This window comes from Saccharopolyspora soli (assembly GCF_022678645.1).
GTDB classification, from domain to species: Bacteria; Actinomycetota; Actinomycetes; order Mycobacteriales; family Pseudonocardiaceae; genus Saccharopolyspora; species Saccharopolyspora soli.
The window spans coordinates 97025-109845 of the sequence record NZ_JALBWV010000015.1; the positions used below are offsets into that span (position 1 = coordinate 97025).

Here is a 12821-nt window from a genome sequence, read left to right on the forward strand (position 1 = left end):
CCCCGCACCACGTTCGGGACCGTTTCGACACGGTGGCCCGGCGGGCTGACACTGCTCGGATGGGGGCGAAGCCGGTGTCGGTTTGGAGCACGCTCGACCGGCGCCAGAGACACGTGTTGATGTGCACCTTGGCCGTCAACGCCCTGCTGTTCTTCGACCAGACCTCGGTGACGGTGGCGCTGCCGGCCATGCACCGCGAGTTCGGTGCGCCGACCGTCGCGTTGCAGTGGACGATCACCGCCTACCTGCTCGCGCTCGCGGTGTTCATGGTCGTGGCGGGGCGGCTCGCGGACCGCTTCGGACGGCGGCGGATGCTGCTTGCGGGCATCGGCCTGTTCGGGCTGGCCTCCGCCGCCTGCGCGGCCGCACCCTCCTTCGGTTTCCTGATCGCCACCCGGTTCGTGCAGGGCATCGGCGGCGCGATCATGCAGCCGCTGGCCCTGGGCAACACCTCGCGCGCGATCGGTGAGCAGCGCCGCGGTTGGGCGGTCGGGCTGCTGTCCACCGGTGGCACCACGTTCCTCACCGTCGGCCCGGTGCTCTCGGGCGTGATCGTCGACGTGGCCAGTTGGCGGTGGCTGTTCGTGATCAACCTGCCGGTCGTCGTGTTCGCGCTCTACCAGGGACGCCGTTGGATCACGCCGTCGCGGGAGGCGCAGCCGACCAGGATCGAGGGCGCCGGTCTGCTCCTGCTGATCACGGGCCTGGCGTCGGTGGTCATCGGGGTCAGCCAGCTGTCCGTCTGGCGGTCGGTGGCACCGGTATTGATCCTCGTCGGTGCGCTGCTGCTCGGTCTGCTCGTCCGCCACGAACTGCGCTCGAACCACCCGCTGGTCCCGGTGGCGCTGCTGGGCCGCAACCGGTACCTGCTGGCCGCGCTCACCGCCCTGTTCGCGATCCAGTTCGCGGTGCTGGGCACCTCGGTCTACCTGGTGATCTTCCTGCAGCACGGGATGGGCGAGCGGGCCCTGACCGCCGGATTGGTGCTGGCGCTCTCCGGCATGTTCACCCCGCTGCTGTCGTTGTCGACCGGGCGGTTCACCGACCGCCACGGCCCGCGGGGCCTGGTGCTGGGCGGGCTCGCCCTCGCCACTGCGGGGCTGATCTGGGTCGGGCTGGCAGCACCCCACCGCGAGTTGTGGTTGCTGATCCCCGGTCTGCTGGCGTTCAGCCTGTCCCGGCCCGCGGTGTTCACCCCGGCCAGCGCGGGCGCGTTCACCACGATCTCCCCGAACCGCAGCGGCCTGGCCAGCGGCCTGGTCACCGAGGCCCGACAACTGGGGTCGGTGTTCGGCGTCGCCGTGCTCGGCGCGGTGATCGCGGGAACGCACGGCGACCTGCCAGGCGCCGAGGGCTTCTCAGCCGCGATGCTGGTCGCCGCGGCCGTGACGGCGATCGCGGGGATCATCACCGCCTTCGTGCTCCCCCGCAAGCACCAGTCCACCCCGCGCTAGAAGGGCCAGCTGAGCACCGGGAGGCCGAGCGCCGAATCCACGGCCAGCGCCACGAACACGATCATCAGGTACGTGTTGGACATGTGGAACAGCTTCATCGGCTTGGTCTGCTCGCCGCGCTTGGTCGCCGCGTGCAGCCGGTGCGCCAGGAAGGCGAACCAGCCGCCCGCGAGGACCGCGAACGCCGTGTAGAGCCAACCGGTCGCCGGGGCCAGCAGCAGCGTCCAGGCCACCATCAGCCAGGTGAACACCACGATCTGCCGGGACACGTACGTCGGTTTGGCCACCACCGGCAGCATCGGGACCCCAGCGCGCTGGTAGTCGTCCTTGTACTTCATCGCCAGCGACCAGGTGTGCGGCGGGGTCCAGAAGAAGATCACCCCGAACATCACCAGCGCTGGCCAGTCCACCCGGCCGGTCACCCCGGCCCAGCCGATCACCACCGGCATGCAGCCCGCCGCACCGCCCCAGACGATGTTCTGCGCGGTGCGCCGCTTGAGCACCAGGGTGTAGACGAAGACGTAGAACAGGATCGTGCCGACCGCCAGCGACGCGGCCAGCAGGTTCGTCGTCGCCCACAGCCAGCCGAAGGACGCCACGCCGAGCGCGATGCCGAAGATCAGCGCATGCCGGTTCGACACGGTGTGCCGCACCAGCGGGCGGGCTCGGGTGCGCTTCATCACCTGATCGATATCGGCGTCGGCGACGCAGTTCAGCGCGTTCGCGCTGCCCGCCGCCATCGTGCCGCCGACCAGCGTGGCGAGTACCAGCCACGGCGACGGGATGCCCCGCTCCGCCAGCAGCATCGCCGGGATGGTGGTCACCAGCAGCAGCTCGATGACCCGCGGCTTGATCAGCCCGGCATAGGCTTTCAGCAGCTCAGCGGGTCGCCGAGCGGGCCGTGTCCGGGGGGCGTCGACGACGGTGCTCACGACGCTGCGCTCACCGGCGGCATGGCACTCCTAATGGCATTTCGGACGACCTGGACCAACTCCGAAGTGCCCGTGGCACGCGGAATTGGACCGCCGATGAATAGTAGGCGCGCTACTGAAGACGTCCTCGGGCGGGTGCCTGGTGGCCCTGGTCACGCGCCTTTCCCGCTATCCTGGACAGCGATTCCGATCAGTCGGGATCATGGCCGCCCTCAAGCGCGAAGTCGCAGGGCACGGGCAGGCATCGGCCGGGTCTCCGGGATCGGCCGGACGGCGCGACCGTGAGCCCCGAGGCAGCGGGACGAACCCCGCGCCGGGGCATCCCGAATGGGCGGGGAGACATCAATTCAGACGGGTCGGCACGTGGCTGATCGGACACGACTAGGCTGCCCGTCGGACGAGGGATAACCGCGGTTCGAATCGGTCCAGCGACCGCATTCACCGCCGAGGGAAAAAACTGGAGCTGCGTCCGTGTCCGTCACCGACGACCTTGCCCGCTTGACCACCAAGCGACTGCCCGAAGACTGGACCGAACTGGATCAGCGCGCCGTGGACACCGCTCGGGTGCTGGCCGCCGACGCGGTGGAGCACTGCGGCAGCGGCCACCCGGGCACCGCGATGAGCTTGGCCCCCGCGGCCTACGCCCTGTTCCAGCGCGTCATGCGACACGACCCCAGCGACCCGAACTGGATCGGCCGCGACCGGTTCGTGCTGTCGGCTGGACATTCAAGCTTGACCTTGTACGTGCAGCTGTTCCTGTCCGGCTACGGCCTGGAACTGGACGACCTGAAGGCGCTGCGCAAGTGGGGCTCGAAGACCCCGGGTCACCCGGAGTACGGGCACACCGCCGGGGTGGAGACCACCACCGGCCCGCTGGGCCAGGGCTTGGCCAACGCGGTGGGCATGGCGATGGCCGCCCGCCGCGAACGCGGCCTGTACGACCCGGAGACCGCGCCGGGTGACAGCCCCTTCGACCACCACATCTACGTGATCGCCTCGGACGGCGACATCGAAGAGGGCGTCACCTCGGAGGCGTCGTCGCTGGCCGGTACCCAGCAGCTGGGCAACCTCACGGTGATCTACGACTCCAACGAGATCTCCATCGAGGACGACACCCGCATCGCGCTGTCCGAGGACACCGCCAAGCGGTACGAAGCCTACGGCTGGCACGTCATCACGGTGCACGGCGGCGAGGACGTCCAGAGCCTGCTCGCGGCCATCGAGGAAGCCAAGGCCGAGACCACCCGGCCGACCCTGATCGTGCTGCGCACGGTGATCGGCTACCCGGCGCCGACCAAGATGAACACCGGCAAGGCGCACGGCGCCGCGCTGGGTGCCGACGAGGTCGCCGGGGTCAAGGAAGCGCTGGGCTTCGACCCGGCGCAGTCGTTCCAGGTCGACGCCGAGGTGCTGGCGCACGCCCGTGAGGTCGTCGCGCGAGGGAAAGCCGCGCACGCCGAGTGGCAGGTCGCCTTCGACAAGTGGGCGGCGGCCAACCCGGAGCGCAAGGCGCTGCTGGACCGGCTGAGCACCCGCCAGCTGCCCGCCGGTTGGCAGCAGAAGCTGCCGACCTGGGAGGCCGACGGCAAGGGAATCGCCACCCGCAAGGCGTCCAGCGAGGTGCTGGCCGCGCTGGCCGACGTGCTGCCCGAGCTGTGGGGCGGTTCGGCCGACCTGGCGGAGAGCAACAACACCACCATGAAGGGCGCCGACTCCTTCGGCCCGGAGTCGATCTCCACCGGCATGTGGAACGCAAACCCGTACGGCCGGACGCTGCACTTCGGCGTCCGCGAGCACGCGATGGGCGCGATCCTCAACGGCATCCTGCTGCACGGCGGCACCCGCCCCTACGGCGGCACCTTCCTCATGTTCAGCGACTACATGCGCCCGGCCGTCCGGCTGGCCGCGCTGATGGAGATCCCGGCCATCTACGTGTGGACGCACGACTCGATCGGCCTGGGCGAGGACGGTCCGACGCACCAGCCGGTCGAGCACTTCGCGTCGCTGCGCGCGATCCCCGGCTTCTCGCTGGTGCGCCCGGCGGACGCCAACGAGACCGCGGCTGCCTGGAAGGCGGTCCTGGAGGACACCCGCGCCCCGGCCGGTCTGGCGCTGACCCGCCAGGGCGTGCCGACGCTGGAGGGCGTGGACACCGACGGCGTCGCCAAGGGTGGCTACGTGCTGGCCGAAGCGGGCAGCGGCACGCCCGAGCTGCTGCTGATCGCCACCGGTTCCGAGGTCCAGCTGGCGGTCGAAGCCCGGAAGATCCTGGAGTCGGAGGGCGTTGCAACTCGTGTGGTGTCGATGCCGTGCATCGAGTGGTTCGACGCGCAGGACGAGACCTACCGCGAGCAGGTGCTGCCGAATTCGGTCCAGGCCCGCGTCTCGGTCGAGGCGGGCATCGCGATGCCGTGGTACCGGTTCGTCAAGGACGCCGGGGAGTCGGTGTCGCTTGAGCACTTCGGCGCTTCGGCCGACTACAAGACCCTGTTCAACGAGTTCGGCATCACCGTGGACGCCGTGGTCGCGGCGGCGCGGCGCAGCCTGAGCAACGCCAAGCAGTCGTGAGCGGAGGAATTCCTGTGACGACCAACCCGAACCTCAAGGCACTCAGCGAGGCCGGGGTTTCGATCTGGCTGGACGACCTGTCCCGCCAGCGCATCTCCTCGGGCAACCTCGCCGAGCTGATCACCGACAAGGCCGTCGTCGGGGTGACCAGCAACCCGACGATCTTCGCCAACGCGCTGTCCAACGCCGCGGACTACAACGGCAAGGTGCGCGAGCTGGCGGCCCGCGGCGCGAGCGTGGACGACACGGTGCGCGAGCTGACCACCGCCGACGTCCGGGACGCCGCGGACATCTTCCGCAACGTCTACGAGTCGACCGGTGGTGTCGACGGCCGGGTCTCCTTGGAGGTCGACCCGCGGCTGGCGCACGACACCGAGCGGACCGTGGCCGAGGCCGTGGACCTGTGGAAGGCCGTGGACCGGCCGAACCTGATGGTCAAGATCCCGGCCACCCTGGAGGGGCTGCCTGCGATCACGCGGACGCTGGCCGAGGGCGTCAGCGTCAACGTCACGCTGATCTTCTCGGTGCAGCGCTACCGCCAGGTGATGGACGCGTTCCTGGCCGGGCTGGAGCAGGCCAAGGACAACGGCCACGACATCAGCCAGATCGGCTCGGTCGCGTCGTTCTTCGTGTCCCGGGTGGACACCGAGATCGACAAGCGGCTGGCGAAGATCTCCGGCGGTGAGCAGCTGCGCGGCAAGGCCGCGATCGCCAACGCGCGGCTGGCCTACGCCTCCTACGAGGAGGTGTTCAGCTCCGAGCGCTGGAAGCCTCTGGAGGCTGCTGGTGCCAAGCCGCAGCGTCCGCTGTGGGCGTCCACCGGCGTGAAGGACCCGGCCTACTCGGACACGCGTTATGTGGACGAGCTGGTCGCGCCGAACACGGTGAACACCATGCCGGAGGCGACCCTGAAGGCCACCGCAGACCACGCCGAACTGCGCGGCGACACGGTCCGCGGCACGGCCGCCGCTTCGCAGCAGGTCTTCGACGAGCTCGCCGCGATCGGCATCGACCTCGACGACGTGTTCGCGGTCCTGGAGCGCGAGGGCGTCGAGAAGTTCGAGAAGTCCTGGGTGGAATTGCTGCAAACCGTCAGCGAACAGCTGGCGCAGGCGGAGTAGCGATCCGCCGAAGTCCCCGCGATCCGGGCCGGTGCGTACCTGCCGCACCGGCCCGGATCGGCGACACTGTGGTCGCACGAAGTTGGCTATCGCCGCCGTCTTGACCGCGCAACGGCGAAGACCGGCACCAAGATCGAATCCGATGCTCCTACTCAGGTTCGAGCCCAACTGAATCGAGCGCTGAAGGATTTACATGGCAACCGAAACCTCTGTCGACATTTCCGATGTGGCGCTAGCGGCCGAGGCCCGACCGCTGGTCGAGCGACTGGCCGCCGACGCGGTTGCCAGCAAGCTCGCCGCCCAGGACGCCACGCTGTGGGGACCGGACGCCGAGGCCGAGTCGTCCATCCGGCTGTCCTGGACCACGCTGCACGAAAGCTCCCGCCCGCTGCTCGCCGAAATCGACGCGTTGCGCGCCGAGCTGCACGCCGACGGGCTGGACCGCATCGTGCTGGCCGGAATGGGTGGCTCCTCGCTGGCCCCGGAGGTGATCACCGCGACCGCCGGAGTGCCGCTGGTCGTGCTGGACACCACCGACCCCGGACAGGTCGCCGACGCGCTGTCCGGTGATCTCGACCGAACTGTGCTGGTGGTGTCCTCGAAGTCGGGCACGACCGTCGAGACCGACAGCCACCGGCGAATCTTCGAGCACGCATTTTCGCAAAACGGAATCGATCCTGTGACCCGCATCATCGTGGTCACCGATCCCGGTTCGCCGATGGAGTCGGCGGCGCGCGAGGCTGGCTACCGCAAGGTGTTCACCGCCGACCCGCACGTGGGCGGCCGCTATTCGGCGCTGACGGCCTTCGGCCTGGTGCCCGCCGGGCTGGCTGGTGCTGACGTCGCCGCGCTGCTCGACGACGCGGCAGCGGTGTTCCCGCGGCTGAGCTCCGACGACGAGAACAACCCGGCGCTGCGGCTCGGCGCGGCGCTGGGCGCGGCGCACGCCGGGGGCGCCGAGAAGGTCGTGTTCGCCGACACCGGTTCCGGCATCAAGGGCTTCGGCGACTGGGCCGAGCAGCTGATCGCCGAGTCCACCGGCAAGAACGGCACCGGGCTGCTGCCGGTCGTCGTGGAGAACGCCGACGCTCCTGGGTTCGCCGACGCCGGTGCCGATGCGACGACCGTCGCGGTCGGGCCGCACGTCCAGGGTGCGCAGCTGAGCACCACTGGCCCGCTGGGTGGCATGTTCCTGCTGTGGGAGTTCGCCACCGCCGTGGCGGGTCGACTGCTGGGCATCAACCCGTTCGACCAGCCGGACGTGGAGGCCGCCAAGCAGGCCGCACGGGCGCTGCTGGACGGTGCGGCCGGTGGCCCGGCCGCGACCCCGGCGGTGGTCGACGGCGCCATCGAGGTGCACGCCTCCGGCGAGTGGCTGTCCGCGGGGGTGGGCAACGTGACCGAGGCGCTGCGCGCGTTCCTGGCCACCGCGCCGCGGCACGGCTACCTGGCGATCCAGGCGTACCTGGACCGCCTCGACGACGCCTCGACCGCGGTGCTGCGCCCCGAGCTGGCCCGCCGCACCGGGTTGCAGACGACGTTCGGGTGGGGACCGCGCTTCCTGCACTCCACCGGCCAGTACCACAAGGGCGGCCACCAGAACGGCGTGTTCCTGCAGATCACCGGTGCTGCCGAACACGACCTGGCGGTGCCGGATCGGCCGTACACTCTGGCCGGGTTGCAGCGCGCCCAGGCGTTGGGCGACGGCCAGGTGCTGGCCGACCGGAACCGGCCGGTGCTGCGGCTGCACCTCACCGACCGGGCGGCCGGACTGGTCGAGCTGGTCAAGGCCGTGCAGGACCTGCACGGCCAGGCAGGGCAGGAGGGTCAGTCGTGACGCAAAGCGACCAGTGGCACAACCCGCTGCGCGATCCACGGGACAAGCGGCTGCCGCGGATCGCGGGCCCGTGCGGGCTGACGATCTTCGGCGTGACCGGTGACCTCTCCCGCAAGAAGCTGATGCCAGCGATCTACGACCTGGCCAACCGGGGCCTGCTGCCGCCGGGCTTCGCGCTGACCGGATTCGCCCGCCGGGACTGGGCCGACCAGGACTTCGGCCAGGTCGTCTACGACGCGGTCAAGGAGCACGCGCGGACGCCGTTCCACCAGAACGTCTGGGACCGGCTGGCGGAGGGCATCCGGTTCGTGCCGGGCGCGTTCGACGACGACGCCGCCTTCGATCGGCTCTCCGACACGGTCAAGCAACTCGACGCCGACCGCGGCACGGGCGGCAACCACGCGTTCTACCTGTCGGTGCCGCCGTCGGCGTTCCCGACGGTGCTCAAGCAGCTGTCCCGCTCAGGGTTGACCAGTCCGGCCGAGGACAGCTGGCGGCGGGTGGTCATCGAGAAGCCGTTCGGCCACGACCTGCACAGCGCGCAGCAGCTCAACCAGATCGTCAACGACGTGTTCCCCGAGGAGTCGGTGTTCCGCATCGACCACTACCTCGGCAAGGAGACGGTGCAGAACATCCTGGCGCTGCGCTTCGCGAACCAGCTGTTCGAGCCGATCTGGAACGCCAACTACGTGGACCACGTGCAGATCACCATGGCCGAGGACATCGGTCTGGGCGGGCGCGCGGGCTACTACGACGGCATCGGCGCGGCGCGCGACGTGATCCAGAACCACCTGTTGCAACTGCTGGCCTTCACCGCGATGGAGGAGCCGGTCTCGTTCTCCCCGCAGGACCTGCGCGCGGAGAAGGTCAAGGTGCTCTCGGCGACCAAGCCGGTCGGCCCGTTCGACGAGACCACCGCGCGCGGCCAGTACACCGGCGGTTGGCAGGGCGGTTCGCTGGTGCCGGGTCTGCACGAGGAGGGCGGCTTCGCCTCCGACTCGATCACCGAGACCTACGCGGCGATCACCCTGGAAGTGGCGACCCGACGTTGGGCCGGAGTGCCGTTCTACCTGCGCACCGGCAAGCGGCTGGGCCGCCGGGTGACCGAGATCGCGGTGGTGTTCAAGCGCGCCCCGCACCTGCCCTTCGACAGCACGATGACCGAGGAACTCGGGCAGAACGCCCTGGTGATCCGGGTGCAGCCGGACGAGGGCATCACGATGCGCTTCGGTGCGAAGGTGCCGGGCACCTCCATGGAGGTGCGCGACGTGACCATGGACTTCGGCTACGGGCACGCGTTCACCGAGTCCTCGCCGGAGGCGTACGAGCGGCTGATCCTGGACGTGCTGCTGGGTGAGCCGTCGCTGTTCCCGGTCAACGAAGAAGTCGAACTGTCCTGGAAGATCCTCGACCCGGTGCTGGACCACTGGGTCGACCGCGGCAAGCCCCAGCCGTACAAGGCCGGGACGTGGGGTCCGCCGTCGGCGGACGCGATGCTGGCCCGAACCGGACGCGTCTGGAGGCGACCGTGATCATCGATCTGCCGTCCACCACCACTTCGCAGGTCAACAAGAAGCTGGTCGAACTGCGCGAGACCGGTGGTGCGGTCGCGCTGGGCCGGGTGCTGACCCTGGTGATCGTCACCGGGGACGGCACCGAGGTCGAGAAGGCCATCCAGGCCGCCAACGACGCCAGCCGGGAGCACCCGTGCCGGGTGATCGTGGTGGCCAGTGGTGCGCGGCAGGCCGCGCCCCGGCTGGACGCCCAGATCCGCATCGGCGGGGACGCCGGGGCATCGGAGGTCGTCGTGCTGCGGCTGTACGGGCCGCTGGCCGACGAGGGAGCGGGCTCGGTGGTGCCGCTGCTGCTGCCGGACGCGCCGGTGGTGGCGTGGTGGCCGACCGACGCGCCGGAAAGCCCCGGCAAGGACCCGATCGGCGCGCTGTCGCACCGGCGGATCACCGACGCGGCGGCCGAAGCGGACCCGATCGCGGCCCTGCAGAAGCGTGTCCGGTCCTATGTGGACGGCGACACGGATCTGGCCTGGACCCGGCTGACTTCCTGGCGCGCGGTGCTGGCGGCGGCGTTGGACCTGCCGCCGCACGACCCCGTTACGGCCGCAACGGTCACCGGTGCCGCCGACTCGCCGTCGACTGATCTGCTGGCCGCGTGGCTGGCCAGCTACCTGGAGATCCCGGTGCGCCGGTTGGACCACCCGCGCGGGCCGGGCATCGTCTCGGCGGTGCTGGAGCGCGCATCCGGCAACGTGGAGATCGTCCGCCCGGACGGCAAGGTGGGGTACCTGACCCAGCCGGGCCAACCGGACCGGCGGGTGGCGCTGCAACGCCGCGAGGTGCGCGACTGCCTCGCCGAGGAGCTGCGCCGCCTGGACGCCGATGAGATCTACGAGATCACCCTGCGCGGGTTGGCCAACATCGTGCGCGGTGCGGAAGAACCGGCGGAAGACGCTGGGGCGCAAGCATGACCCGACCCGATGTCGTCGTGCACGCCACCGGTGAACTGCTGGCGGCGGCCGCGGCGGCGCGATTGATCACCAAGCTGGTCGACGCGCAGGCCGCGCACGGTGTCGCGTCGGTGGTGCTCACCGGTGGTCGCACCGGTATCGGCTTGCTCGAACAGGTGAACCGCGCCCCAGCGCGGGAGGCGGTGGACTGGGCCAACGTCGACATCTACTGGGGTGACGAGCGGTTCCTGCCGGACGGCGACCCGGAGCGAAACGTCACCCAGGCCCGCCAAGCGCTGCTGGACCACGTCGCCGTGGACCCGGCGCGGGTGCATCCGATGGCCCCGTCGGACGGCAAGTTCGGCGCGGACGCCGACGCGGCGGCAGCGCATTACGCGGAGGTGCTGGCGACCACGGCCTCGCGGGCGACCGACATCGCGGTGCCGCACTTCGACGTGCTGCTGCTCGGCGTCGGCGAGGAAGGACACACGGCGTCGCTGTTCCCGGACACGCCGTACGTGCAGGAGACCGAGCGGACGGTGGTGGGTGTGCACGACTGCCCGAAGCCACCGCCAACCCGGATTTCCCTGACCCTACCGGCGATCCAAGCGGCATCCGAGGTGTGGCTGATGACCACGGGGACGGCCAAGGCCGAACCGGTGGCGGCGGCGCTGGGCGGCGCGAAGCCGGTGGACATCCCGGCGGCGGGAGCCCACGGCCGCAACCGAACCCTCTGGCTGCTCGACCGCCAAGCGGCATCAGCCATCCCCACCGGCTAACCCGCGCTTTTTCCGGAGTGAAGGGCACCTTTGACCGGCTTACTCGGTCGAAGGTGCCCTTCACCCACCACTGGATACGGTGAAGATGGTTGCGTAGCACGTCGGCACGTCACGTCATGCAATAGCGGTTGGCGCGGCTCCTTTCTCCGCTGGGCGAATGCGATGAGCTGATCCGGACGCCACGGGTCATTCGGGGCACCAGGTGGTTCAAGTGCTCCCGAAGCAGCGGCAGCCGCGTCGAAGCCCAGGGCCCCGGCCAGGGCGTCCGGGACCGGGAGCCCGAGGTTCCCGGCGAAGGCATGCTGATCTTCGAACCCACCACATTGAACTCCTTCCGCACCTGAACACGGGTGGCGAAATCACCTGCGCAGGGTGCTAACCCGGCCCGCGCCGGTGTCAGGAAACGGGTTTGGCGTAGACGATGATGTTGTCGAGGTAACGCCTGGCCTTGCGGTCGAACTCGCCTCCGCAGGTGATCAGCCGCAGCTCCGGATCCGGTGTGGAGCGGTAGACCGCTTGGGTTGGGAATGCGTTCTTGTCGTGGCGTTCGATCCGCGATACCGCGAAACTCGCCGAGCTTCCGTCCGCACGGTCCACGTGGATCCGCTGCCCCGGTTGCATTTCGCGGAGCCGGTAGAACACCGCAGGCCCCTGGTAGGAGTCGACGTGACCAGCGATCACCGCCGGACCGCGTTCTCCCGGCTCGGGACCAGCCCGCCACCAGCCGGTGCCTTCGTTGGTGTTCGGTGGCGGCAGCACGTTGTTCGGGTCGACGTCGAGCGGACCGATCGGAGCATTGACCCCGATCGCCGGAATCCGGATCCGCACGGGTACGGCGACCTGCTCGTCGACCTCCGCCACCGCTGGCGGCTCGGGTGGTGCGGGCGGCTCGGGTGGCGGCGGCGGAAGACGCGGTTCGGACTCCCCTACCACCACGTCACGAGGCGGTGCATGCGCGGTGCTGCAGGCGGCCAAAGTCGGCACGAGTGCGGCGCACAGGGCGAGAACGGTCGCGGACCGCATAGGCCCGCGACCGCCGCCGGTGCGCAAATGGGAAAGCGACACCGGAAACTCCTCGCCTTAACCGCGTTCGCCGATCAGCCGCTTGCGGGCGAGAAGCGCACCGCCGGTCGCCAGGGCAATGCCACCGGCAACGCCGATCGGCAACAGGACGCTGTCCTCAGCCGTACCGCCCATGCCGGTTTCGACGCCACCGCTGGGAGCCCCGCCGTTGTCGTCATCATCGTCGAACGCGGTGGCGCCCAAACCGGTCTCCACACCGCCGCGCGGCGCCGCACCACCGTCGTCATCATCGTCGAACGTGGTAGCACCCATTCCCGTTTCGACGCCACCGCTGGGGGCCCCGCCGTTGTCGTCGTCGTCATCGAATGCGGTGGCGCCCAAACCGGTCTCCACACCGCCGCGCGGCGCCGCGCCGCCGTCGTCGTCATCGTCGTCGGCCAGTGCGATCGCGGCCGGGGCACCGGTCGAGGCGGGCGCGGCCATTGCCGGAGCGGCGGCTCCGAGCGCGACTCCGCTCGCGAGCAGGACGGCTGCGAGCAGCCGTGGGTTCAGGGTCGACATCTCCGAATTCCTTCCAGGTGGAGTTCCGTGGAACTGCGCCAGAATTCGCGGTGCGTCGGGTGGCACACCACGAGTCGAAATG

Annotated in this window: 11 protein-coding genes; 8 read left to right on the plus strand and 3 right to left on the minus strand. The window is 70.0% G+C overall.

Features of this window, described 5'->3' with window-relative positions:
* Positions 1-119: 119 nt before the first annotated feature.
* Positions 120-1454, plus strand: coding sequence for an MFS transporter (locus MOQ72_RS13925; RefSeq protein ID WP_242183822.1), 1335 nt, complete (start codon positions 120-122; stop codon positions 1452-1454).
* Here MOQ72_RS13925 and MOQ72_RS13930 read toward each other — a convergent pair.
* Positions 1451-2386, minus strand: a complete 936-nt coding sequence (locus tag MOQ72_RS13930; protein ID WP_242183823.1) for a heme o synthase — start codon at positions 2384-2386, stop codon at positions 1451-1453. The two genes, MOQ72_RS13925 and MOQ72_RS13930, sit on opposite strands and share 4 nt — an antisense overlap.
* Positions 2387-2857: 471 nt before the next feature.
* Here MOQ72_RS13930 and tkt point away from each other — a divergent pair, with 471 nt between their 5' ends.
* From tkt to MOQ72_RS13965, 7 genes are all read left to right on the plus strand, one after another.
* Positions 2858-4954, plus strand: a complete 2097-nt coding sequence (gene tkt, locus MOQ72_RS13935; RefSeq protein ID WP_242183824.1) for a transketolase — start codon at positions 2858-2860, stop codon at positions 4952-4954.
* A gap of 14 nt (positions 4955-4968) precedes the next feature.
* Positions 4969-6075: a transaldolase gene (gene tal, locus MOQ72_RS13940; protein WP_242183825.1), complete on the plus strand. Its 1107-nt coding sequence runs from the start codon at positions 4969-4971 to the stop codon at positions 6073-6075.
* A 193-nt stretch (positions 6076-6268) separates the two neighbouring features.
* Complete coding sequence (locus tag MOQ72_RS13945) at positions 6269-7912, plus strand: phosphoglucose isomerase-related protein (RefSeq protein WP_242183826.1); 1644 nt, start codon at positions 6269-6271, stop codon at positions 7910-7912.
* Entirely contained in the window at positions 7909-9444 is a 1536-nt protein-coding gene (gene zwf / locus MOQ72_RS13950; RefSeq protein WP_242183827.1) for a glucose-6-phosphate dehydrogenase, read from the plus strand. Before MOQ72_RS13945 ends, zwf begins: the two co-directional genes overlap by 4 nt.
* Positions 9441-10397: a glucose-6-phosphate dehydrogenase assembly protein OpcA gene (gene opcA, locus MOQ72_RS13955; RefSeq protein WP_242183828.1), complete on the plus strand. Its 957-nt coding sequence runs from the start codon at positions 9441-9443 to the stop codon at positions 10395-10397. The genes zwf and opcA overlap by 4 nt, the downstream gene beginning before the upstream one ends.
* Positions 10394-11155 carry a 6-phosphogluconolactonase gene (pgl, locus tag MOQ72_RS13960; protein WP_242183829.1) on the plus strand — a complete coding sequence of 254 codons (762 nt, stop codon included), beginning with the start codon at positions 10394-10396 and terminating at the stop codon, positions 11153-11155. The genes opcA and pgl overlap by 4 nt, the downstream gene beginning before the upstream one ends.
* Before the next feature lie 128 nt (positions 11156-11283).
* Positions 11284-11499: a hypothetical protein gene (locus MOQ72_RS13965; RefSeq protein ID WP_242183831.1), complete on the plus strand. Its 216-nt coding sequence runs from the start codon at positions 11284-11286 to the stop codon at positions 11497-11499.
* A 52-nt stretch (positions 11500-11551) separates the two neighbouring features.
* Here MOQ72_RS13965 and MOQ72_RS13970 read toward each other — a convergent pair whose 3' ends face one another.
* A complete protein-coding gene (locus tag MOQ72_RS13970; RefSeq protein ID WP_242183833.1) occupies positions 11552-12220 on the minus strand; it encodes a class F sortase in 669 nt (222 codons plus the stop codon).
* Positions 12221-12235: 15 nt separating this feature from the next.
* Complete coding sequence (locus MOQ72_RS13975) at positions 12236-12739, minus strand: GVDTG sorting domain-containing protein (RefSeq protein ID WP_242183835.1); 504 nt, start codon at positions 12737-12739, stop codon at positions 12236-12238.
* Between the last annotated feature and the right edge of the window lie 82 nt (positions 12740-12821).

What these genes read in the sequence shown, in the direction of transcription:
- MOQ72_RS13945 (WP_242183826.1), top strand. Translation starts at nt 6,269, where the DNA reads ATGGCAACCGAAACCTCTGTCGACATTTCCGATGTGGCGCTAGCGGCC.
- MOQ72_RS13975 (WP_242183835.1), bottom strand. Translation starts at nt 12,739, where the DNA reads ATGTCGACCCTGAACCCACGGCTGCTCGCAGCCGTCCTGCTCGCGAGC.
- pgl (WP_242183829.1), top strand. Translation starts at nt 10,394, where the DNA reads ATGACCCGACCCGATGTCGTCGTGCACGCCACCGGTGAACTGCTGGCG.
- MOQ72_RS13925 (WP_242183822.1), top strand. Translation starts at nt 120, where the DNA reads ATGTGCACCTTGGCCGTCAACGCCCTGCTGTTCTTCGACCAGACCTCG.